Here is a 21,570-nt window from a genome sequence, read left to right as displayed (position 1 = left end):
TCACTCAGGGTGTCCGCGCCCTGGTTCGACGAGACCGACGGCGAGAGTTCCTGGCTCCCGGGGAATTGCTTCCCCGGTGACAGTGGCGGGACCGCGCCGGACTCACACCGGCTTCCTCTTCTGCCGCCGTACTTGGCTCGGGCAGTCCACCACGCCCGCGAACCGCCGTCAACTTGCCGCTGACCTGCGAAGGGAGAGTGTGCTAAGGCCCACACGGGCGGGTGGGGTACTGGACGTCAATGGTGGGGTGGGGGGACGTCAGGCCACGATCAGGTAGATGCCGTACGCGACCGCCGCCGTGCACGCCGTGAAGCAGGCGTACGCGCCGGTGGTCGCGAGGAGCGCGGAGTTGCCGTTGGCGGACGCCGACTCGCGCCGGGAGAGGCCGGCGATGCCGAGGGTGAACAGGCCCACGAGGGCGACGGTGACGATGAGGCTGACTCCGAAGACGGAGCCGAGGGCTGCCCAGTCGATGTGCATGGTGTGGATTCCTCAGACCGTGGCGGTGCGGGTGGCGGGCTCGGTGTCCGGCTCTTCGACGGTGCCCGTCGGGGGCGGGGTGACGGCGGCGATGGCCGTGGTCACCACGTCGGGGGTCTCCTCTGCGTCGTCGACCTCGTTGACGTTCGTGTGGTCGACCACCTCGCGGCGGGAGACCACCCAGATCGCGGCGCTGGACGCGATCAGGAAGACGGCGACGAACGCGGTGCCCCAGGTGCCGAAGGAGGTCACGTACTCCGCGACCGCGGCGACCAGGGCCGCGGCCGGCAGCGTCAGGCCCCAGGCGACGAACATCCGGGTGGCGGTGGACCAGCGGACCACACCGCCCTTGCGGCCGAGGCCCGCGCCCATCACCGAGCCGGAGACCGAGTGCGTGGTGGACAGGGAGAAGCCGAGGTGTGAGGAGGCCAGGATGACCGTGGCCGCGCTGGTCTGGGCGGCGAAGCCCTGCTGCGGCTGGAGGTCGGTGAGGCCCTTGCCCATCGTCCGGATGATGCGCCAGCCGCCGAGGTAGGTGCCGAGTGCGATCGCGAGGCCGGCGGAGAGGATGACCCAGACCGGCGGGTCGGAGTCGGGGGCGATGGCGCCGCCGGTGACCAGAGCGAGGGTGATGATGCCCATGGTCTTCTGCGCGTCGTTCGTGCCGTGAGCCAGCGAGACGAGGCCCGCGGAGGCGATCTGACCTGTGCGGTAGCCCTTCTTGGCGGCTTCGCCGTTCGCGTTCCTGCCGAGCCTGTACGTCAGCTTGGAGGCGAGCATCGCGGCAAGGCCCGCGACCAGCGGGGCGGCGATCGCGGGGATCAGCACCTTGGTGACCAGGACGTCGCCGTGCACCGCGCCGACGCCGGCCGAGGCGATGGTGGCGCCGATCAGGCCGCCCATGAGGGCGTGCGAGGAGCTGGACGGCAGGCCTACGAGCCAGGTCAGCAGGTTCCAGAGGATGGCGCCGACGAGCGCGGCGAAGATCACCTCGGGTTGGATGCCGGACTCGTCGACCAGGCCCTTGGAGATGGTGTTGGCGACCTCGATCGAGAGGAAGGCGCCGACGAGATTGAGTACGGCGGACATGGCCACCGCGGCCTTGGGCCGCATCGCGCCGGTCGAGATGGTGGTGGCCATCGCGTTGGCGGTGTCGTGGAAACCGTTCGTGAAATCGAACGCGAGGGCGGTGACCACCACTATCGCGAGGATCAGCGAGAAGTTCTCCATTTACCTGGTCTTCTATTGGACGTCAGCGGCTCGTGGACCGTAGGCAACCTGGATGAACGGAAGATGAACTCAGTAGGGCCACGAGATGTATCGAAACGAGACGCCACCCCTAACGAGGCGCCACCCCTCCAGGTACCCGGAGGGGTGGCGTGTAGTCGAACTGAGGCGGAGTGCCGGGCTCCGCCGGGTCCTTGCTTCTAGCCCTTCGCGAACTTCTTGAGCCGGCTCATGGACCCGTTGAACACATTCTGGTCACCCGGCAGGCTCCCGCCGTTGTCGTACTGCCAGAACGTCCACGTCCTCCAGCCCGCAGGCAGCGCCCCCGCCGTCGAGCTGTAGCGGGCCAGCCAGAGTGCGTGGTTCGAGGCGAACGCGGAGCTGTTGCCGGTGCAGTTCTTCCACCAGTGCGTGGTGGTGTAGATCACCGGGCGGCGGCCGGTCTGCCGCTTCATCTCGTTGCTGAACGACTTGATCCAGCCGACCATCTTGGCCTTGCTCAGGCCGTAGCACTTCTTCTTGCCGTACGGGTTGTACTCGATGTCGAGCGCGGGCGGCAGCGTCCAGCCGTCTGCCCGCCAGCCGCCTCCGTTGCGTACGAAGTACGCCGCCTGTGTCCTGCCTGACGACTTGTGCGGCAGCGCGAAGTGGTACGCCCCGCGGACCAGGCCCTCGCTGCGGGCGCCGTGGTACTGCTGGCCGTAATAGGGATTGCGGTAGGTGTGGGACTCGGTCGCCTTCACATAGACGAACTTGGCGCCTTTGCTCTTCGCCTTCGACCAGTTGACGTTCTTCTGGTGCGAAGAGACGTCGTGCCCCCTGGGTTTGGCTGCCGCCGAGACCGGAACCTCGATGAGGGCGGTGGTTCCGATGGTCAGAGTCGCCACGGAGAGCATGGCGAAACGGGCGCGACGACTTCGGGACGGTTGGCGACTTCGGGACAGCCGGCGACTTCGGGACGGTTTGCGATCACGGGCCATCTTTCCCCCGGAATGGCGGCGTGCACGACAAATCTCCCCGAGATTATTGGAAGATCCGTGAAACTCCGTCGGTCGTCGGCCAATTGATCCGGGTGGGCGTTCTGTTCGTATATGCGCCCTTTCGGAGGTGCGCGTTCCGCCCTAAAGTGCCCTGGCCTGCGCCGTCCGGCGCGCGCGGCTGGCAGGATCGCGACATGGCCGAACAGCGGTGGGACGCAGGGGGCGGGCGGGACGTGGCGGGGCAGGGCGCGCGCGACGCGACGGAACGGGCCTGGCGCGAGCTTGTGGCGACGGCCCGCCGGACGGTGTCCGAAGGGCTGGTCGTCGGAACGTCGGGCAATGTGTCGGTCCGGGTCGGGGACACCGTCCTGGTCACACCGACCGGAGTCCCGTACGACGAACTCGGGCCCGAGGACGTCTGCGGGGTCGGTCTCGACGGCCGGCAGGTGCTCGGTTCACTCGTTCCGACCAGCGAACTGCCCATGCATCTGGCGGTCTACCGCGCCACCGACGCCCGCGCCGTCGTCCACACCCATGCCGTGCACGCCACGGCCGTCTCCACGCTCGCCGAGCTGCCGCTCATCCACTACATGGCCGCCGCGCTCGGCGGCCCCGTCCGCGTCGCCCCCTATGCGACCTACGGCACGGAAAAGTTGGCCGAGAACATGCTCCGGGCACTGCGGAACCGCACGGCCTGCCTCCTCCAGAACCACGGCACCCTCACCTACGGCACCACCCTCCTCCAGGCCTACGACCGCACGGCCCAGCTGGAGTGGATGTGCCGCCTGTGGCTGACGGCGTCGTCGCTTCCGGGTCACTCGCCGTCGCTGCTGAGCCGGGAGCAGGTGGCGGAGGTGGGGGAGCGGTTGAAGGGGTACGGCCAGCCGTGACCGCCCTCCGGGCGCACTTTTCACGGTCCCTTCGGCTGGCCGACAGCGCGCTCCGTCTGGAGACTGGACCCGTGCGCACAGTGAAAGTGACGGCCGCGGCCGTCACCGCCGCCCTGGCCGCCGGAGCCGCCACCGTAGCGGCCGGCCGCTTCGCGAGCGACGCCGCCCTGAAGGCGTCGCCGGACCGACCGCTGCCCACCGAACCCCGGCTCACCGTGCACGCCACGGCTGCCGGGCGGATCACGCTCACCCGCGCCCTGGCCTCCCAGCGGCCCGGCATGTACGGCCTGAGCGGCAACGCGAGCCATGCCGTCGTCGGTACGGTCCTGGACGCCGTTCCGCACCCCGCCGACACGGTCGTACGCCGACTGGAACGCGTCACCCGCGGCACGCTGGAAGCCGGCGACAAGGTGTGGTTCACCCCGACCGTGCACATCGGCGACCCGAGCACCGCGCTCGGCCTCGACCACACCGACGTCGACATCCCCGGCGAACTCGGCGCCCTGCCCGCCTGGTTCTTGCCCGGCGCCCGCGAGCCCTGGGTGATCACCGTGCACGGTCTGGGCAGCACCCGCGAACACCCCATGAACGTCATGGAGTTGCTGCACCGCCTCCGCTTCCCGGTTCTCGACCTCGCCTACCGCGGTGACCCCGGCGCACCCCGCCCACCAGACGGCCTCTGTCACCTCGGCGAGACCGAGTGGCCCGACCTCGACGCGGCGATCCGCTACGCCGTGCGCTCCGGCGCCGAAGAGGTCGTCCTGTACGGCTGGTCCACCGGCGCCACCATGGCGGTGCGCGCCGCCGCGCACTCCGCGCTGCGCGACCGGATCTCCGGGCTCGTGCTGGACTCGCCCGTCCTCAGCTGGGAGGACACGCTGCGCGCCCTCGCCGCGGCCCGCCGTACCCCCGGCGCCCTGCTTCCGCTGGCCGTCCGCGCCGCTCAGGGCCGCACGGGCCTGCAGGGTGACCGGATCCAGGGCGCGGCCGACCCCGATCTGCTCAAGGTGCCGGTCCTCGTCCTGCACGGCCCGGACGACGCGGTCGCCCCCTGGGCGCACTCCCGCCGTCTCGCCGACCGCCGTCCCGACCTGGTCACCCTGCACACCGTCCGGAACGCCCCGCACGGAGCCATGTGGAACGCCGACCCGGCCGGTTACGAAGAGGCCCTGCGCCGCTTCCTCACTCCGCTGATGTAGCCCTCGGCTCCCCTCGCCTTCCTCCCTGGCCTCCCTCGGCTCCTTCCTGTTCCTCACGTTCCCCCTCGGCTTCCGGTTCGACCCTGAGTGCCTGGTTGCCGGGGCTGTGAGCGCCCGTGGAGCCCGGTGCGTTGGCCTCTCCTGTCGCCCTCCGCGACATTCCGTTTGGGTTTTCGGACCGTCAACCGGAAGACTGCCCCCGTGACGTCCCGTATCCCGCGCGACTCCAGGCTCCGACTCGTCCGCTCACGACCCCTGGCCGCCGCTCCCCGAGCGATGGACCAGCGGCGTACGCGCCGACCCGCACCGCGCCCGCCCGAGGGCACCCCGGCGCCCGCGGAGCTGGCCCGCATGGCACGCGCCCAGCTCGCCGGCGCGGCCCGTGTCGCCCGCTGGGCCGACGCCGCGCTCAGCCCCGGCCGGGACCTCGACGGCACGCCACCCGACGGCACGGGCACGCTCTCCGAGGCGACCGCCCAACGGGCCGCTGACGACCTGGGGCTGACTCCGGCTCAGGTCCGCGCGGACTGGGACACCGCACGTCTCGCGGGCCTCATCGAGGTGCACGGCCACAGCGCCCGCCCCGGCTGGCGGCTGCGCGCCTGGAACCGCGACGACAGCGCCGTACTGCGCGGCTGGGTCGCCCTCTTCGACGCCTGGTCGCTCGCCTGTCCGGAGCCCGAGGACCGGGAGCACGCGGCCGTCGCCGAGGTCGTCTCCGCGATGCCCCAGGTGCTCTCCTTCCTCCAGCTCTCGGCTGGCCCCGTCCCCGTCACCCAACTCCTCGACCTCCTCGACCAGCGCGTCACGGAACTGCGCACCGAGCGCTGCGAAATCCCGTACGGCCCGCAGCCCGAGCCGGTGGAGGAACCTGCACAGGACACCCCTCTCGCCCCCCTCCTCGACTGGGCTCTGGGCGCCCTCGCCTCCGTGGGCGCCCTCACCTGCGCCGACGGCCAGGCCACGCTCACCCCGCTCGGCAGCTGGGCGGTGTGGGTCAAACTGGAGCAGATCTGCGTCGCCGCGCAGAGCCCCGCCGGGAACATCGAGCAGTCGGCCGAGGACATGCTCCGCGGCTGCGCCCAGCTGCGCCCGAACGCGGCCCGTGCCGAATACCGCGCCTGGCTCGCCGCGCGCCCCGTCGGCAGCGCCGTCACCGAACTCCTCGACGCCGCCCGGGGTGAGGACGCCCTGCTGCGCGGGCTCGCTTTCGAGGCACTGCGCGTCGTCGGCGCCCCCGCCGAGCCGGACGTACGCGCCATCGTCGACGAGGTCCACCTGCGCCCGTACGCCCTGCTGTGGCTTGCCGAGCACGACGGTCACGACCCCGAGGACGCCCACGAGATCCTCACCCGCGACGAGGCCACCTGGCTGTGGGTGGACACCGCCGCGGCCGTCGCCGACCACGGCGAAGCCCCGCTGCTCGTACGGCACTTGGAGTCCGCGGTGCAGCCCACCGTGCCCGCGCTCCTCGACGAGGTCCGCGCCGTCGGCCACCCCCGCACCGTGCAGGTCCTGGTCGCCCTCGCCGCCGCTCACCCCGACCCGGCCCTGGCCAGGGCCGTGCGCCGCGCCGCCTTCCAGGTGCACACCGGAGGCAACTGAGGCGCGTCGCCGAGTGGGGGCGGCGGGGTCAGGCCCGGATTCGGGATTCGGCGTCAGGTCTGCATTTCGGGGGCGTACGTGCCGAAGCTCCAGACATTGCCCTCCAGGTCACGCGCCATGTAGTCCCGCGATCCGTAGTCCTGGTCCGTCGGGGGCATGAGGATCTCCGCCCCGTGGTCGACGGCCCGCTGGTGGTGCGTGTCGACGTCGTCCACGACGACGTACACCCCGGTGTGGGTCGAGCCCTTCATCGCCTCGTCGAAGCGCCCGCCGCGGCCCCTGGAACCGAGCATCACCGCGCCATTGCCCTGCACCAGCTCCGCGTGCAGCACCGTGCCGTCCTCGCCCTCGTACACCGATGCCTCGATGAAGCCGAAGGCCTCCGTGAGCTGCCTGATCGCGGCCTTCGCGTCCCCGTACAGCAGCGTCGGAAAGATGCTCGGGCGTCCGCCGACCGTGCCCGCCATGCCGACCACTTCCTCTCGCCTCGTCGCCGCATGTGACCTGCTGAATCCGACTTGTTCCCAGTCTCGCACCCGGCACTGACAACGCCCTCGGAGCCGGAATCCACGGCTCCTGGGGCAACGAACTGCCGGGCCGTAAAGGTGACGTAGAACATGCGCACGCTGAAAAACTGGTTGCAGACCCCCGTTAGACTGGCCCCATGGCCATTCTCCTCGCGCATTAGACGGCGTGATCGCCCCGCCCGTCGCCCGCCACCACACTTCCAAGGGCGCGCTACGGCGGCACCACCTCATTCGCCCACTCCGTCATCAACCCCGCCCTGGAGTCTGTCCGTGATTTCCGCCTCCGGTATCGAGCTGCGTGCCGGTGCCCGCATCCTCATCGAGTCCGCCACCTTCCGTATCGCCAAGGGCGACCGCATCGGCCTGGTCGGCCGCAACGGCGCGGGCAAGACCACGCTCACCAAGGTCCTCGCAGGTGAGGGCGTGCCCGCCGCGGGCACCGTCACCCGCTCCGGCGAGGTCGGCTACCTCCCGCAGGACCCCCGTACCGGCGACCTCGACATGCTCGCCCGCGACCGCATCCTGTCCGCTCGCGGCCTGGACACCCTGATCCGCAAGATGCGCGAGAACGAACAGCGCATCGCGAACGGCCAGGGCGCCACCCGCGACAAGGCACTCAGGCAGTACGAGCGCCAGGAGACGGAGTTCCTCACCAAGGGCGGATACTCCGCCGAGGCCGAGGCCGCCACCATCGCCGCCGCGCTCAACCTGCCGGACCGGGTGCTCGGCCAGCCCCTGCATACACTCTCCGGCGGCCAGCGCCGGCGTATCGAGCTGGCCCGCATCCTCTTCTCGGACGCCGACACCCTGCTCCTCGACGAGCCGACGAACCACCTCGACGCCGACTCGATCGTCTGGCTGCGCGACTACCTCAAGACGTATCGCGGCGGCTTCATCGTGATCTCCCACGACGTCGACCTCGTCGACACGGTCGTCAACAAGGTGTTCTACCTCGACGCCAACCGCTCCCAGATCGACGTCTACAACATGGGCTGGAAGCTGTATCAGCAGCAGCGCGAGGCCGACGAGAAGCGCCGTAAGCGCGAGCGGCAGAACGCCGAGAAGAAGGCCTCCGCGCTCCACTCGCAGGCCGACAAGATGCGTGCCAAGGCCACCAAGACCGTCGCCGCACAGAACATGGCCCGCCGCGCCGACAAGCTGCTGGCCGGCCTGGAGGCCGAGCGCAAGTCCGACAAGGTCGCCAAGCTGCGCTTCCCCGAGCCCGCGCCCTGCGGCAAGACACCGCTGACCGCGGAGGGCCTGTCGAAGTCGTACGGCTCTCTGGAGATCTTCACCGACGTCGACCTTGCCATCGACAAGGGCTCACGCGTCGTCATCCTGGGCCTCAACGGCGCCGGAAAGACGACCCTGTTGAGGCTCCTCGGCGGCGTGGAGAAGCCCGACACCGGCCAGGTCGTGGAGGGCCACGGACTCAAGCTCGGCTACTACGCGCAGGAGCACGAGACCCTGGACCCGGATCGCACAGTGCTGGAGAACATGCGCTCCGCGAACCCCGACCTCGACCTCGTCGAGGTACGCAAGACCCTCGGCTCCTTCCTGTTCTCCGGCGACGACGTCGACAAGCCGGCCCGGGTCCTGTCCGGCGGCGAGAAGACCCGCCTCGCGCTCGCCACCCTCGTGGTGTCGTCCGCGAACGTCCTCCTCCTCGACGAACCGACCAACAACCTCGACCCGGCCAGCCGCGAGGAGATCCTCGGCGCCCTGCGCACCTACAAGGGCGCCGTCGTCCTCGTCACCCACGACGAGGGCGCAGTCGACGCACTCCAGCCGGAGCGGATCATCCTGCTGCCCGACGGCGTCGAGGACCTGTGGGGCGCGGACTACGCAGACCTTGTGGCCCTCGCCTGAGCCGCGCACGGTCCGGGGCGGGGTCAGCGGGGCTTGATCGAATGACTGATCAACTGCGTATGGATCATTCGGCTCATCCGTGATCCATCATCTGTGTGAGATCTCCTCGTACCGAGGTGTGTCGTACATCGATTTCGCGGGCGGGCCCTCGGCCGGCCGGGGCTCGGCCGCTCCGCTCCGCTGACCTGGACCTTCGCGCGTGAACCCGTTCGGCCGTACGGACACCGCTGCCCGGAACAAAGGATTCCGCTCGTGAGGATGAGCTTCCGCGACTCAAAGCTTGTCCTACGGACCTTGCCGAATGGGTGGCCAGGAAGCTCTCGAGGGGTGATCATGAGAAGTCCAGAGCGCACTTCCCATGAGGAGGCACGGGTGGCCGAGACTCTGAAGAAGGGCAGCCGGGTGACCGGCGCCGCGCGCGACAAGCTCGCGGCAGACCTGAAGAAGAAGTACGACTCCGGTGCGAGCATCCGGGCACTGGCCGAGGAGACCGGCCGCTCGTATGGCTTCGTCCACCGGATGCTCAGCGAGTCGGGAGTCACGCTCCGAGGGCGTGGCGGAGCGACTCGCGGTAAGAAGGCCGCCTCGGCCTGAAGCCGGGCGGCTCCTTGTTCTCCGATGGTGGCCACCCGGTCGGTCGGGTGACCGGCCGGGTGGTTACTGTGCAGTCACTTGAGGGTGCGCGCGTACGGCACCCGCTCTGACCGCACCCATCGGAGGCGCCCCATGGCTTCGCTCGACCCGGTACTCGACAAGGACGGCGTACGGCTCACCGTCCACGAGGCGATCGCCACGGTGACGCTGACCAATCCGGCCAAGCGCAATGCGCAGAGCCCTGCTCTGTGGCGGGCGCTGGCCGAAGCGGGGCGGCTGCTGCCGGGCACCGTTCGCGTTGTCGTGCTGCGCGCGGAGGGCAAGTCCTTCTCCGCGGGTCTCGATCGGCAGGCGTTCACGCCCGAGGGGTTCGAGGGCGAGCCGTCGTTCATCGAACTCGCGCGCAGTTCCGATGCCGAGCTCGATGCGGCGATCGCCGGGTACCAGGAGGGTTTCACCTGGTGGCGGCGCAGCGACATCGTGTCCATCGCCGCCGTGCAGGGGCATGCCATCGGGGCGGGCTTCCAGCTCGCTCTCGCCTGTGACCTGCGCGTCGTTGCGGACGACGTGCAGTTCGCCATGCGCGAGACCAGCCTCGGGCTCGTGCCCGACCTCACGGGTACGCATCCGCTGGTGGGGCTGGTCGGGTACGCCCGTGCGCTGGAGATCTGCGCGACGGGACGCGTCGTTCTGGCCGAGGAGGCCGTGAGTACGGGGCTGGCGAATCTTGCCGTGCCTGTGGGGCAGCTCGACGATGCGGTACGGGATTTGGGGGCGGCGTTGTCGGCTGCGCCTCGCGATGCGCTTGTCGAGACGAAGGCGTTGCTCCAGGGTGCCGTTGACCGCACGTATGAGGACCAGCGGGTCGCGGAGCGCTCCGCGCAGGGGCGGCGGTTGCGGGACCTTGCCGGAATCGGTGACTAGGCGCGTTGCTGGAGGCCGTTCGAAGCTGCGGGTCCATTGCGACTCGTCGCTCCCCCACTCTCGACTTCTCCCCCTTCTCGGAATCGCTCTGCCGGGGGGACCCCCATGAGCGGGGGAACCCCATCGCGGCGGAGCCGTAAATTGATACCGCCCCGCGCCCCTCAAAAGGGGCGCGTCCCACCGGGTCGGCTCATTCTGTGATCCTCGTGATCAGTACCGCCACCGACGGGTGGTCCGGGAGTGCTTCGCTCGCCGCCTCCCGGACCTCACGCGCCACCTCCAGTGCTCGCCGGTCCGCGTGAACCTCGAGCTCCACGCGGACGTGACGGCGCGGCAGGGTGGCCTCACCGGAGTGTTCCTCGATGTGCACCGCGCGGCCCAGGCCGGCGAGTGTGCCCGTCAGGCGGGCTACGCCCGGGACAGTGAGCGCGGCGGCTGCCACTCGGGACTCGTCGTCTTCCAGTGTCGGCTCAGGCTCAGGTTCCTTGGTCTGCTGCCGTTCATCAGGAGGTACGTCGGTCTCGTCCCCCTCTTCCAGCAATCCCGTCACCCGGAGATCCACCTCCGTGACCGTCAGCCCGAGCCGCTCCGTCGCCGCCTCGGCCAGAGTCGCGCGGAGGCGAGACGCGAGGGTGGGGAGGGGTTCGCCGGTCGCGAGGGTGGCGGTGAACTCGCCGCTGATCCGCAGTGGCCCCGGCGGCAGGGCGCTGGGCGGAGGCGGTACGGCGGCCACGTATGTCTGGTCCGGGTCGGCGAGCGCGAGCCGTAGCGTGCCGAGGTGTACGCCCGGCACATGGCGCGCGGCGCGGCGCAGCACCGACTCGGCCGCCCTCTCCGTGATCCAGGCGCCGTCGCGCGGGCCGCCCAGTGGAAGGAGCCTGCCGAAACTGAGCTGACGTCGTACTGCCCGGGTCCACTGGTCCGCCATCATTGCTCCAGCCTGCCGCATCACCTGCTGCGCTGCCGTGCAACCACACTTAGTGTGAGGGAAGGAGCGCAAGCCGGAAGGGACGCAGGGCGATGACGGACATGACGCAGCGGAACCGGACGGACAATCCCGAGGGCGAGAAAGGGGCGCCGGATGTACAGCCCCGCAGGCCCAGTGTGACCAAGCGCGGGGGAGGCGACCCGGCCTCCAGGGGACGTACCACGATCGCGGACGGTGTGGTGGAGAAGATCGCCGGGCTCGCAGCCCGCGATGTGCTCGGGGTGCATGCGATGGGCAGCGGGCTCTCGCGCACCTTCGGAGCGGTGAGGGACCGCGTCCCAGGCGGTACGAAATCCGTGACCCGGGGCGTGAAGGCCGAGGTCGGCGAGGTGCAGACGGCCCTCGACCTGGAGATCGTCGTCGACTACGGCGTCTCGATCACCGACGTCGCCGGCGCCGTGCGCGAGAACGTCATCTCGGCCGTCGAACGGATGACGGGTCTTGAAGTCGTCGAGGTCAATATCGCGGTCAGCGATGTCAAACTGCCGGAAGAGGAAGAAGAGGAAGAAGAGACCCGGCTTCAGTAGCACCGCCCCCTTTGATGGGCAGAGGAGCGCAGCATGAGAATGGCCGCGATCGGCATGATCGCCGGAATGGCGCTGGGCTTCGCCGGATACTTCGGCGGGTTCGGTGCCTTCCTCCTCGTGGCGGCCCTTGGCGCCGTCGGCTTCGTGGTGGGCCGCTTTCTGGAGGGCGACTGGGAACTCGGTGACTTCTTCCGTACCCGCGGCGACCGGCGGCGGTGACGCACGTGACCGGTGAGCTCGCCGCGGCCGGAGCCCCCATCCGGCCCGGCAGCCCCGGCCGGACCGTCGCACCTGCGGAACGCGGTGCGCTCCGCGTCGCCGACCGCGTCGTCTCGAAGATCGCCGCGCAGGCGGCGCGCGAGGCACTGGACGTGCTGCCCCCGGACGCCGGGCCGCCGCACGCCACCGTCGTCGTGCACCATGGCGTGGCCCGCGTCCGGATCGGCCTCGAACTCGAATACCCCTCCGACATCGGCGCCCAGTGCGCCGCCGTGCGTCGCCAAGTCACACAGCGGGTAAGGATGCTGGCGGGTATGGAGGTGCCCGAGGTCGCCGTCCAGGTGCAGGGCCTGCACTCCGCGCAGGCACGCGGCGCGGCAGAGGGGAGGACCCAATGAGCGAGTCCCAGGGCGCCGAGAGCACCCGCCAACTGCCCGTCATCGAGAAGGCGGCCGAGAGCGAACTCGGTCAGTCCGCGTCCGCGGCGGCGTACGACCCGCTGCCCACCGCCGACGCCGAGGACGACGGGAACGGCCGCTTCTGGTCCGGACGCCGCGTCCCCGCGGGCATCCTCGCACTGCTGGTCCTGGCCGGCGCGGGCCTCCTGCTCTACGACATCGTCGCCGTGCGCCTCGACCGGTCCGCCATGGCCTGGCGCAGGTCCCTCGCCCGGGAGCTCGCCGAGCGGCCCCTCGACGACATCTGGGTGCTCGTCGGCGCCGGGATCGCGGCCGCTCTCGGCGTCTGGCTGCTGCTGCTCGCCGTGACGCCCGGTCTTCGGGACGTACTGCCCATGCGTCGCCCCCACACCGACGTACGGGCCGGTCTGCACCGGGGTGCGGCCGCCACGATGCTGCGCGACCGGGCCATGGAGGTCTCCGGCGTGCGCTCGGCACGAGTCCGAGTGGGGCGTAGGAAGGTCGGTGTGCGGGCGGTGTCGCACTTCCGTGAACTCGACGACGTACGCGCCGACTTGGACGCCGCGCTCGCCGCGGGCATCAAGGGGCTCGGGCTGGCCCGGCGGCCCGCCCTGTCCGTGCATGTCGTGCGGGCGAACAAGAACCGGAAGGGGTGACGGCCGGTGCTGAGGATCGTGAACCGTGTTCTCGTGGGGCTCGCAGGCCTGCTGCTCATCGTGGGCGGCGGCTCAGTGCTCGCCGTGGGCCTCGGTCTTGAGCCGCCTTCGTGGTGGGTCCACGACGGGCAGCGGGATGTGCTGCTGAGCGACGCGGACCGGACCCGCTGGCGGGACGAGGGCTGGTGGTGGCCCACCGTCATCGCCGTACTCGCCGTCACCGTGCTGCTCGCCCTGTGGTGGCTGACGGCGATACTACGACGGCGTCGGCTGGCCGAGGTGCTCGTCGACACAGGCGACGGCGAGGGGGCACTGCTGCGCGGGCGCGCCCTGGAGGGCGTGCTGGCCGGCGAGGCGGGCGCACTGGACGGCGTACAGCGCGCGCAGGCAGCGCTGACCGGCAGGCGCAGCACCCCTCAAGCACGGGTACAGCTGCTCCTCGAACCGCACGCCGACCCCGGCGACGCACTGCACGTCCTGACGACCCAGGCCCTCGCTCACGCCAGGGACTCGGCCGGGCTGGCCGCGCTGCCCGCCGAAGTACGCCTTCGCGGGGTCAAGCACCGGGCGGAACGGGTCAGTTAGAACCCGCGCCGAGCCCCGCCATCAACAGGAACCATGACCCCCGTCAGATACGACGCAGCCGGTGACAGCAGGAACGCGGCCGTCCGCCCGAACTCCTCCGGGGTGCCGTAGCGGCGCAGCGGGATGCGTGACTCGTTGGCCGCGCGGGTGGCCTCCGGGTCGGGGGACAGTCCGTCGAGCTGGCGCAGGCGATCCGTGGCGATACGGCCCGGGAGCACGCCCACGACGCGGATGCCGCGCGGGCCGAGCTCGTCCGAGAGCGACTTGGCGAAGCCCGCGAGCCCCGGGCGCAGACCGTTGGAGATGGTCAGGCCCGAGATCGGCTCGTACACCGAACCGGAGAGCACAAAGCCGATGACTCCGCCCTCGGCCAGCTCCGCGGCAGCCGCGCGGGCCAGCCGGACCGCGCCCAGGAAGACCGACTCGAACGCCGACTGCCACTGCTCGTCCGTGTTGTCGGCGGCGAAGCCGGGTGCCGGGCCGCCGACGCTGATCAGAATGCCGTCGAAGCCGCCGAAGCGCTCCCGTGCGGCGGCTATCAGATTTGCCGAGGCCGCCGGGTCGGCGTTGTCGACGGCGACTCCGTGGGCGTTCGGGCCGAGAGCCGCGGCGGCCTCGGCCACCGTCTTCTCGTCCCGGCCCGTGATGATCACTTTCGCGCCGTCGGCGAGGAGTTCCCGCGCGGAGGCGTTGCCCAGGCCGCGGGTGGCCCCGGTGACGACGTAGACACGGTCCTTCAGTCCAAGATCCATGCCCCTATCCTGCCCCCTCCTCGCCGAACAGGGTGAGGGCGGTGCCCACCAGTCCGATATGGCTGAACGCCTGCGGGAAGTTGCCGAGGTGACGGCCCTCGACGGGGTCGTACTCCTCGGACAGCAGCCCCACGTCGTTGCAGAGCGTGAGCAAGCGCTCGAACAGCTCGCGCGCCTCCTTCGCACGCCCCGTGAGATGCAGCGCGTCCGCGAGCCAGAACGAGCAGACCAGGAACGCGCCTTCATGGCCCGGCAGCCCGTCGATCATCGTCGGCTCCGAGGAGTACCTGCGCAGAAATCCGTCATGAGCGAGCTCGTCGCGGATCGCGTCGATCGTGCCGATGACCCGCGGATCGTCCGGCGGCAGAAAGCCGGTACGGGGGATGAGCAGCAGCGAGGCGTCCAGTTCACGGGAGCCGTAGAACTGCGTGAAGGTGTTCCGCTCCGGGTCGTAGCCGCGCTCGCACACCTCGCGGTGCACCTCGTCGCGCATCGCGCGCCAGCGGTCCGGGTAGCCGCTCAGGCCGGGGTTCTCCTCCAGGGCCCGGGCGGTGCGGTCGGCGGCCACCCACGCCATGATCTTCGAGTGCACGAAGTGCCGGCGCGGACCGCGTACCTCCCACAGGCCCTCGTCGGGCCTGCGCCAGTTGGACCGCAGGAACTCCATCAGGGCCTCCCGCAGACGCCACATGTGCGGCTTGGTCGGCAGGCCCGCGCGCAGCGCCAGCGCCAGGGAGTCGATGACCTCGCCGTACACGTCGAGCTGCAACTGGCGTACGGCGTCGTTGCCGACCCGGACCGGACGCGAGCCCTGGAATCCCGGCAGCCACGGCAACTCGTACTCGGGGATCCGCCGCTCGCCCGCGAGCCCGTACATGATCTGCAGATCCGCCGGGTCACCCGCCGCCGCACGCAGCAGCCAGTCGCGCCACGCCTCGGCCTCTTCGTGGTAGCCGCACGTCAGCAGCGCGCCCAGGGTGAGCGTGGAGTCACGCAGCCAGCAGTAGCGGTAGTCCCAGTTGCGTACGCCGCCGAACTCCTCCGGGAGCGAGGTGGTGGGCGCCGCGACGATGCCGCCGGTCGGCGCGTACGTGAGGGCCTTGAGGGTGATCAGGGAGCGGACGACCGCGTCCCGGTGCGGGCCCCGGTAACGGCAGCGGGCCGCCCATGCCCGCCAGTCCTCGACGCTTGAGGCCAGCGCCTCGTGCGGGTCGACGAGCGGGGGGCGCGGCTCGTGTGAGGGGTGCCAGGTCATCACAAAGGCGACTTTCTCGCCCTCGGCGACCGTGAACTCCGAGTGTGTGCTGTAGTCCTTGCCCCAGGTACGGACCTTGGGCTCACTGCGCAGCCACACCGAGTCCGGGCCTGCCACGGCCACCCGATGGCTGTCCGACTTGCGCATCCACGGCACGATCGAGCCGTAGTCGAACCGCAGCCGCAGGGTGCTGCGCATGGTCACGCGGCCCTTGAGACCCTCGACGACGCGCACGACGTCGGGAGAGCGGTCGCGCTGCGGCATCAGGTCGGTGACGCGCACCGTCCCCTCGGCGGTCTCCCACTCGGTGTCGAGCACGAGTGACTCAGGCCGGTACGCCCGCCGTGTGCACGCCTCCGCGCCCTTCGGCGCAAGCCTCCAGTGACCGTGCTCCTCGTCCCCCAGCAGCTTCGCGAAGCAGGCCGCCGAGTCGAACCGGGGCAGGCACAGCCAGTCGATCGAACCATCCCGCCCGATCAGGGCGGCGGTCTGGTGGTCGCCGATCAGCGCGTAGTCCTCGATGGCGGGGGCGGTCCCGTCCGCTTTCCCGGCTTCGTACTCGGCTGTGTGGGGCGCCTCGGACCCGTTGGGTGGGAGGGGCTCGTTCGATGAGTGCACGGGTGACGGGTTCCCGTCACGGCCGGTGACCAATCAGGATGGGATCGTGTCGGCGGTCCGGGCTGTACGGCCGGCCGGTGGCACCCGGGGGTTACGACCATGCGGCGGCCGGTGTCGCCTCCGGGCGGTCCGCCTACACGGAGGCCGGTGTCGCCGCCTCCGGCGCTTCCGTCTTGGCCGCGGCCTCCGCCCGGTCCCGGCGCTCACGGCGGACCAGGATCACCCAGCCCAGGGGGACGCCTGCCGCGAAGAGCCACCACTGGACCGCGTACGCGTAGTTCAGTGCGGCGTCCTCGTCGCCGGGCCTGCCGATCGGCTCCGGGGTGGCGCCCTTCGGCGCGGGTGCTGTCTGCGCGATGTAGCCGCCGAGCACCTGCTTGCCGAGGCGGCGGGCCTCTTGCCCGCTGTTGATCAGCATGATCTGCCGGTCCGGCAGGCCCTCGAGGTTCTTGATGCCGCTCGCCTCGGTCGTCTCGTCGGGCATGAGCCGCCCGGTGACGGTGATCTCGCCGCGGGACGGTGCGGGGATCTTGGGGAAGGCCGTCTGGGTCGGGGCCCCGGGGATCCAGCCCCGGTTGACGAGAAGGACCTTGCCGTCGTCGAGGACGAAGGGGGTCAGGACGTGGTAGCCGACCTCGTCGTCGGAGTTGGTGCGGCGGCGGACGACGACCTCGTCGTCGGTGTCGAAGCGGCCCTTCGCGGTCACACTGCGGTACCGCTCGTCGCTGGTGACGCGGTGCCCGGGGGAGGTGAGCTTCTCCACGGGCACCGGCTTGGCGCCCAGCGCCTCGGAGACCAGCTGGTTCCGGGCGGTGCGCTCCTCGTAGCGGTGCATCTGCCAGATGCCCAGCCTGATCATCGTGGGGATGAGGAGGAGGGCGACCAGCGTGAGGATCACCCACTGCCGGGACAACAGAAAGCGGTACACCCCATTGACGTTACCCCGCATGAATCGGCCCTCGACGGGAGGGTCCCGCCGAGGGTGAACGTGCGCCGAGGGTCCCTCACACTTTGTCGATGATCCCCACCTTCCCCTCCGAGCGGGCGCAGTGCGCCCCGCAGAACCACTGGCCTCCGACCTCGACCCCCTGGCCGATGATCTGGACGCGACAGTGCTCGCAGATGGGTGCCATACGGTGGATGGCGCAGGCGAAACAGTCGAAGACATGTACCGCGCCCTGCGCGTGCACCTCGAAGGACATCCCGTAGTCGTTTCCGCAGACCTCGCAACGTGCCATGCGCCACAGGGTGGGCCGCCGCGACGGCACGGGCGAGCGGCCGCGTGGCGAGTCGCCCGCCAATCACCCGTACGCCCGGGATCCCGCGCCGTACGTCTGGATCTCTCGTCGTATGCCCGGCCCCGCCTGCGTCCGTGGGCCAGGATCTCGCGCCGCGGGCCGGGGCGGTCCCCGTCACGCACCCTCGGCCGGCTCCACATCCAGGAGCAGCTGTCCGAAGGCCGCCTCGTCGACGACCGGCGTGCCGAACTGGCGGGCCTTGACTGCCTTGGACGTACCGGAGTCCGGGTCGTTCGTGACGAGGAGGCTGGTGAGCCGGGACAGGCTCGTCGCGACATGCAGTCCGGCGTCGACGGCCCGGTCCTCCAGGAGCTCGCGGTCGACCGAGGTGTCCCCGGAGAACGCGATCCGCATGCCCTGCTTGAGTGGTCTGCCCGGTTCGTACCGGCCCGGGTTGGGGTAAGGGCACGCGGGCCGCTTGCGGGAGGGGCGCCAACTTCCGGGCCCGTATCCGCCGTAGCCTCCGCCGCCGGACTGCCGGCCGATGCGCGGCGCGGACCCGTCCGCCCACTCCGTGAGGGGCCGGCACTCCAGCAGCGGCAGTCGTACGCCGTCGCGCGCGGCGGCGTGCAGACTCGGCCGGAACGCCTCGGCGAGCACGCGCGCGTCGTCCAGCGCGTGATGCGCGCGCTGCTGTACGACGCCGAAGTGCGCGGCGAGCGACGCCAGCTTGTGGTTGGCCAGCGGCAGGCCCAGCTCCTTGGAGAGCGCGATGGTGCACAGCCGCTGACGGACCGGCGCCTCGCGCTCCGCGCGCGCGTACTCCCGGGCGATCATCGACCAGTCGAAGACGGCGTTGTGCGCGACGAGCACACGGCCGTCGAGCCGGGCCGCGAACTCCTCGGCGATGTCCCGGAAAAGAGGCGCGCCTTCGAGTGCCTCGCTCGTCAGGCCGTGGATCCACACCGGCCCGGGATCCCGCTCCGGATTGACCGTCGTGTACCAGTGGTCCTCGACCTCACCGCGTGCGTCCAGCCGGTAGACCGCGGCCGACACTATGCGGTCGTCGCGGGCCAGGCCGGTGGTCTCCACGTCGACCACCGCGTATCCCTGCGGATACGCGGCCGGCCACGAGGCTGCGGACGCTGCGGACGTACGGTCTTCGAGCATGGTCACCGAGGATAAAGGGCACGACTGACAGTCCGTTCGCCGGACTCCCTCGCTCGCGACCCCGAGCGTCCGTCAGCTGCCCGGCCATCTGCGTCTCTTGGTGGAGATGGCCAAGAAGCAAGCGCGTACCCCAGGTAATACTTGTGGGTAACAACGTCTGGCCGCAGCTCAACGGCCGCTCTACGGTGCACACATGCCGAACCTGCCCGATGTCGTGCTGTGGTCGATACCCGCCTTCGTGCTGCTCACCGTTGTCGAAATGGTGAGTGTCCGGATACATCCAGCCGCCGAAGGGGCTGCCGCGGGGTACGAGGCGAAGGACGCCGTGACGAGCGTCTCCATGGGGCTGGGCAGCCTGGGCTTCGACCTGCTGTGGAAGATTCCGATCGTCGCCATCTACACGGCCGTCTACGAGCTGACGCCCCTGCGCGTGCCCGTCCTGTGGTGGACCGTGCCGCTGATGCTGCTCGCGCAGGACTTCTTCTACTACTGGTCGCATCGCGGGCATCACGTCATCCGCATCCTGTGGGCCTGCCACGTGGTGCACCACTCCAGCCAGAAGTTCAACCTCACCACCGCACTCAGGCAGCCGTGGACGACCTGGACCGTCTGGCCGTTCTACGTTCCTCTCGTCGCCCTCGGCGTGCATCCGGCCGCGCTCGCGTTCTGCTCGTCCGCGAACCTCGTGTACCAGTTCTGGATCCACACCGAGCGCATCGGAAAGCTCCACCGCGCCTTCGAGTTCGTCTTCAACACGCCGTCGCACCATCGCGTCCACCACGCCTCCCAAGGTGGCTATCTGGACCGCAACTTCGGAGGGATCCTCATCGTCTGGGACCGACTCTTCGGCTCGTTCGTCCCGGAGACCGAGCGGCCGGTGTACGGGCTGACGAAGAACATCGACACGTACAACCCCCTGCGCGTCGCCACGCACGAGTACGCCGCCATCGCCAGGGACCTGCGCGCGGCGGGCAGTTGGCGTGAGCGGGCGGGGCGGGTGTTCCGGGGGCCCGGCTGGCAGCCGCCGACGCCTGCCGGTGTCGAGGAGGTCGGTGATCCGGTCTCGGACACGGCCACAGGGACAGTCACCGGGACGGTCGCGTGAACCCAGGCCGCCGCGAGCGCCATGCGCGCGTGGCGCTCGTCGCCCTCGGTCTCGTCACCGTCGTCGATCTCGTCTGTCTGGTGTTCGGTTCCGGCCTCGGGCACGCGCTCGCCAAGCCGCTGCTGATGCCGCTGCTCGCCGCACATGTGGGCCTCCGCGGCGGGCCTCGACTCCTCGTCGCCGCCCTCCTGTTCGGCTGGGGAGGCGACGTGCTCCTGCTGTTCGACGTCGACACGGCGTTCCTCGCCGGGATGAGTTCCTTCGCGGCCGGGCACGTCTGCTACCTCGTGCTCTTCAAGAGGCACGCCTTCCTGGGGCACGACGCGGAAAATGGGGCTCCACGCGTGCGTGCCGCCTGGCCGGCGGCCGGTTACGGCGTCGCTCTCGTCACGACCGTCGCCCTTCTGTGGCCGGACCTGCCTCCCGAACTGCGGGTCCCTGTCGCCGGCTACAGCGTGCTGCTCACGGCCATGGCGTACCGGGCAACCCGCCTTGGCCTCACTGCCGCCCTCGGAGGCGCCCTCTTCATGCTCTCGGACACGCTCATCGCGACCGGAGTCGCCGAGTGGCCACAGCTCCCGAGCCCCGAGTTCTGGATCATGGCCACCTATGTCGCCGCGCAACTCCTGCTGGCGCGTGGGGTGCTGGACGTAGCCGGGCGCGCCGCCCCCAAGGCCCTGGTCACCAACTGACGCCGATCGGGCTCTCACCAGCGAATCGGCACCGGCAGTGCCGTGAGCACCGCGGACACCGCGACCACCGCACCCAGGGCGACGACTTCCGCACGGGCGGGGGAGTAGGCGGTGAGCGGGTCGGCAGCCCTGCGCAGCCGTCGGCGCGCGCACAGGGCGAGGACGGCGACGGCGACCACGAGGAGCAACTTGGCCAGCAGGGCACGCCCGTACGCCGTGGCTGTGAGCTGGTCCAGGACGGTTCCGGCCGGCATCCGGCGCAGGGTGCTGCCCACGCCCGTCAAGGTGATCGCGGCGAACAGAACGGCCGCCACGCGCGCGTAGAGCCCGAGAAGCGCGGCGCCCGCCTCCGGGTCGCGCCAACGCCGCAGCAGGCGCAGGACGTGCAGCAGGCCGCCCGTCCACAGGGCCGCGCACGTCACATGTACGAGCGTCAGGCCCGAGCCGAGCAGCGGGCTGTACTCCGTGGTGGGATGGGCCCGCAGCGCCTCCGCGACTGCCACCGCGGCGAGCGCCCACACCTGGGTCGCCGGACGGCGCGACAGGGCGCACAGGCCCGCCACGACGAACGCGTTGACCTCCAGAAGCGCGAGCATGCCGTCCCGGGTCTCGTACAGGCCGCCGATGTCCATGTCGGAGAACCGGCGCGGCACCAGGTTGCCGTTGGCCACGACCGAGGCGAGCCCGAGCGCGGCGACGAAGCCGGCGCCCGCCGCGACGGGAGCCCAGCTCCGGGGTTTGTCGTCCAGGGGCGCCCCCGGCACTCGGCGGGCCAGCCGGGCGGCGAACAGTTCGCCCGCCGACACGCACACCGCCGCGAACAGCACCGTACGCAGCAGGGCGATCCCCCCGTCAGCGGGCACGGCGGCCTCCCCCGTGCCCCGCAGGACGACGGGCGGCCCCACCAGCGGGATCAACGCGGCCAGGCCCACCAGGACGAGAACGGCAACGGCCCGTCGCCCCCCGGCCCCGCTCACCCGGGAGGCGCCCACCTCGCCACCCGCGTCGGCACTCGGTCTTATCGAACTCACCTCAGGATCTTCACCAGTTG

24 protein-coding genes and 1 riboswitch are annotated in these 21,570 nt (G+C 70.7%); of the genes, 13 read left to right on the top strand and 11 right to left on the bottom strand.

Annotation, left to right across the window (positions count from 1 at the left end; genetic code table 11):
- Positions 1-21: 21 nt before the first annotated feature.
- A riboswitch (cobalamin riboswitch) is annotated at positions 22-162 on the bottom strand.
- A 96-nt stretch (positions 163-258) separates the two neighbouring features.
- From ACFYO0_RS31415 to ACFYO0_RS31405, 3 genes are all read right to left on the bottom strand, one after another.
- Positions 259-480: a hypothetical protein gene (locus ACFYO0_RS31415; RefSeq protein WP_388682819.1), complete on the bottom strand. Its 222-nt coding sequence runs from the start codon at positions 478-480 to the stop codon at positions 259-261.
- 12 nt (positions 481-492) lie between these two features.
- Positions 493-1,710 carry an anion permease gene (locus ACFYO0_RS31410; RefSeq protein WP_388682817.1) on the bottom strand — a complete coding sequence of 406 codons (1,218 nt, stop codon included), beginning with the start codon at positions 1,708-1,710 and terminating at the stop codon, positions 493-495.
- A gap of 197 nt (positions 1,711-1,907) precedes the next feature.
- On the bottom strand, positions 1,908-2,687 hold the full coding sequence (locus tag ACFYO0_RS31405) for a lysozyme (protein ID WP_388682815.1): 780 nt from the start codon (positions 2,685-2,687) through the stop codon (positions 1,908-1,910).
- A gap of 194 nt (positions 2,688-2,881) precedes the next feature.
- On the opposite strand from ACFYO0_RS31405, the gene ACFYO0_RS31400 reads away from it, so the two are divergent.
- The 3 genes from ACFYO0_RS31400 (at position 2,882) to ACFYO0_RS31390 (ending at position 6,381) form a co-directional block, all read left to right on the top strand.
- Positions 2,882-3,577, top strand: a complete 696-nt coding sequence (locus ACFYO0_RS31400) for a class II aldolase/adducin family protein (RefSeq protein WP_388682814.1) — start codon at positions 2,882-2,884, stop codon at positions 3,575-3,577.
- Positions 3,578-3,648: 71 nt separating this feature from the next.
- Positions 3,649-4,776: an alpha/beta hydrolase gene (locus ACFYO0_RS31395; RefSeq protein ID WP_388682812.1), complete on the top strand. Its 1,128-nt coding sequence runs from the start codon at positions 3,649-3,651 to the stop codon at positions 4,774-4,776.
- Between the two features lie 201 nt (positions 4,777-4,977).
- Positions 4,978-6,381, top strand: a complete 1,404-nt coding sequence (locus tag ACFYO0_RS31390) for a hypothetical protein (protein ID WP_388682810.1) — start codon at positions 4,978-4,980, stop codon at positions 6,379-6,381.
- Positions 6,382-6,434: 53 nt separating this feature from the next.
- Here ACFYO0_RS31390 and ACFYO0_RS31385 read toward each other — a convergent pair whose 3' ends face one another.
- A complete protein-coding gene (locus ACFYO0_RS31385) occupies positions 6,435-6,848 on the bottom strand; it encodes a VOC family protein (protein ID WP_388682807.1) in 414 nt (137 codons plus the stop codon).
- A 330-nt stretch (positions 6,849-7,178) separates the two neighbouring features.
- On the opposite strand from ACFYO0_RS31385, the gene ACFYO0_RS31380 reads away from it, so the two are divergent.
- From ACFYO0_RS31380 to ACFYO0_RS31370, 3 genes are all read left to right on the top strand, one after another.
- A complete protein-coding gene (locus ACFYO0_RS31380) occupies positions 7,179-8,777 on the top strand; it encodes an ABC-F family ATP-binding cassette domain-containing protein (protein ID WP_386345455.1) in 1,599 nt (532 codons plus the stop codon).
- Between the two features lie 372 nt (positions 8,778-9,149).
- On the top strand, positions 9,150-9,371 hold the full coding sequence (locus ACFYO0_RS31375) for a helix-turn-helix domain-containing protein (protein ID WP_006123601.1): 222 nt from the start codon (positions 9,150-9,152) through the stop codon (positions 9,369-9,371).
- 132 nt (positions 9,372-9,503) lie between these two features.
- Positions 9,504-10,295, top strand: coding sequence for an enoyl-CoA hydratase/isomerase family protein (locus ACFYO0_RS31370; RefSeq protein WP_388682803.1), 792 nt, complete (start codon positions 9,504-9,506; stop codon positions 10,293-10,295).
- A 190-nt stretch (positions 10,296-10,485) separates the two neighbouring features.
- On the opposite strand, the gene ACFYO0_RS31365 is transcribed toward ACFYO0_RS31370, so the two are convergent.
- Entirely contained in the window at positions 10,486-11,226 is a 741-nt protein-coding gene (locus ACFYO0_RS31365; RefSeq protein ID WP_388682802.1) for a nucleopolyhedrovirus P10 family protein, read from the bottom strand.
- Between the two features lie 89 nt (positions 11,227-11,315).
- Here ACFYO0_RS31365 and ACFYO0_RS31360 point away from each other — a divergent pair, with 89 nt between their 5' ends.
- From ACFYO0_RS31360 to amaP, 5 genes are read left to right on the top strand one after another with little or no spacing between them, the layout of a single operon-like run.
- A complete protein-coding gene (locus ACFYO0_RS31360; RefSeq protein WP_388682799.1) occupies positions 11,316-11,810 on the top strand; it encodes an Asp23/Gls24 family envelope stress response protein in 495 nt (164 codons plus the stop codon).
- A 33-nt stretch (positions 11,811-11,843) separates the two neighbouring features.
- Positions 11,844-12,029 (top strand): hypothetical protein, encoded by a 186-nt coding sequence (locus tag ACFYO0_RS31355; RefSeq protein WP_388682796.1) that lies wholly within the window; start codon positions 11,844-11,846, stop codon positions 12,027-12,029.
- Positions 12,030-12,034: 5 nt separating this feature from the next.
- Complete coding sequence (locus tag ACFYO0_RS31350) at positions 12,035-12,427, top strand: Asp23/Gls24 family envelope stress response protein (protein ID WP_388682794.1); 393 nt, start codon at positions 12,035-12,037, stop codon at positions 12,425-12,427.
- On the top strand, positions 12,424-13,104 hold the full coding sequence (locus ACFYO0_RS31345) for a DUF6286 domain-containing protein (RefSeq protein WP_388682791.1): 681 nt from the start codon (positions 12,424-12,426) through the stop codon (positions 13,102-13,104). Before ACFYO0_RS31350 ends, ACFYO0_RS31345 begins: the two co-directional genes overlap by 4 nt.
- A gap of 6 nt (positions 13,105-13,110) precedes the next feature.
- A complete protein-coding gene (amaP, locus tag ACFYO0_RS31340) occupies positions 13,111-13,689 on the top strand; it encodes an alkaline shock response membrane anchor protein AmaP (RefSeq protein WP_388682789.1) in 579 nt (192 codons plus the stop codon).
- Here amaP and ACFYO0_RS31335 read toward each other — a convergent pair.
- The 5 genes from ACFYO0_RS31335 to ACFYO0_RS31315 all read right to left on the bottom strand — a co-directional run bounded on the left by ACFYO0_RS31335 (position 13,686) and on the right by ACFYO0_RS31315 (position 18,722).
- Complete coding sequence (locus ACFYO0_RS31335; RefSeq protein WP_388682786.1) at positions 13,686-14,441, bottom strand: SDR family oxidoreductase; 756 nt, start codon at positions 14,439-14,441, stop codon at positions 13,686-13,688. The two genes, amaP and ACFYO0_RS31335, sit on opposite strands and share 4 nt — an antisense overlap.
- A 4-nt stretch (positions 14,442-14,445) precedes the next feature.
- Positions 14,446-16,218 (bottom strand): glycoside hydrolase family 15 protein, encoded by a 1,773-nt coding sequence (locus ACFYO0_RS31330; protein ID WP_388683155.1) that lies wholly within the window; start codon positions 16,216-16,218, stop codon positions 14,446-14,448.
- A gap of 229 nt (positions 16,219-16,447) precedes the next feature.
- On the bottom strand, positions 16,448-17,242 hold the full coding sequence (locus tag ACFYO0_RS31325) for an SURF1 family protein (protein WP_388682784.1): 795 nt from the start codon (positions 17,240-17,242) through the stop codon (positions 16,448-16,450).
- Between the two features lie 76 nt (positions 17,243-17,318).
- Positions 17,319-17,552, bottom strand: a complete 234-nt coding sequence (locus tag ACFYO0_RS31320) for a hypothetical protein (RefSeq protein WP_328772585.1) — start codon at positions 17,550-17,552, stop codon at positions 17,319-17,321.
- A 174-nt stretch (positions 17,553-17,726) separates the two neighbouring features.
- The gene (locus tag ACFYO0_RS31315) at positions 17,727-18,722 is read right to left on the bottom strand and encodes a DEDDh family exonuclease (protein ID WP_388682781.1); all 996 of its coding nucleotides are present in this window, start codon (positions 18,720-18,722) and stop codon (positions 17,727-17,729) included.
- Positions 18,723-18,915: 193 nt separating this feature from the next.
- On the opposite strand from ACFYO0_RS31315, the gene ACFYO0_RS31310 reads away from it, so the two are divergent.
- Entirely contained in the window at positions 18,916-19,827 is a 912-nt protein-coding gene (locus tag ACFYO0_RS31310) for a sterol desaturase family protein (RefSeq protein WP_388682780.1), read from the top strand.
- Positions 19,824-20,519 carry a lysoplasmalogenase gene (locus ACFYO0_RS31305; RefSeq protein ID WP_388682778.1) on the top strand — a complete coding sequence of 232 codons (696 nt, stop codon included), beginning with the start codon at positions 19,824-19,826 and terminating at the stop codon, positions 20,517-20,519. Before ACFYO0_RS31310 ends, ACFYO0_RS31305 begins: the two co-directional genes overlap by 4 nt.
- Before the next feature lie 14 nt (positions 20,520-20,533).
- On the opposite strand, the gene ACFYO0_RS31300 is transcribed toward ACFYO0_RS31305, so the two are convergent.
- Entirely contained in the window at positions 20,534-21,550 is a 1,017-nt protein-coding gene (locus ACFYO0_RS31300; protein WP_388682776.1) for a CopD family protein, read from the bottom strand.
- Positions 21,551-21,570: the final 20 nt, after the last annotated feature.

This window comes from Streptomyces sp. NPDC006365 (genome assembly GCF_042870755.1).
Taxonomy (GTDB): domain Bacteria; phylum Actinomycetota; class Actinomycetes; order Streptomycetales; family Streptomycetaceae; genus Streptomyces; species Streptomyces xiangluensis.
Note: the sequence above shows the minus strand (reverse complement) of the source record. Positions and strands in the feature narration are given on the sequence as shown.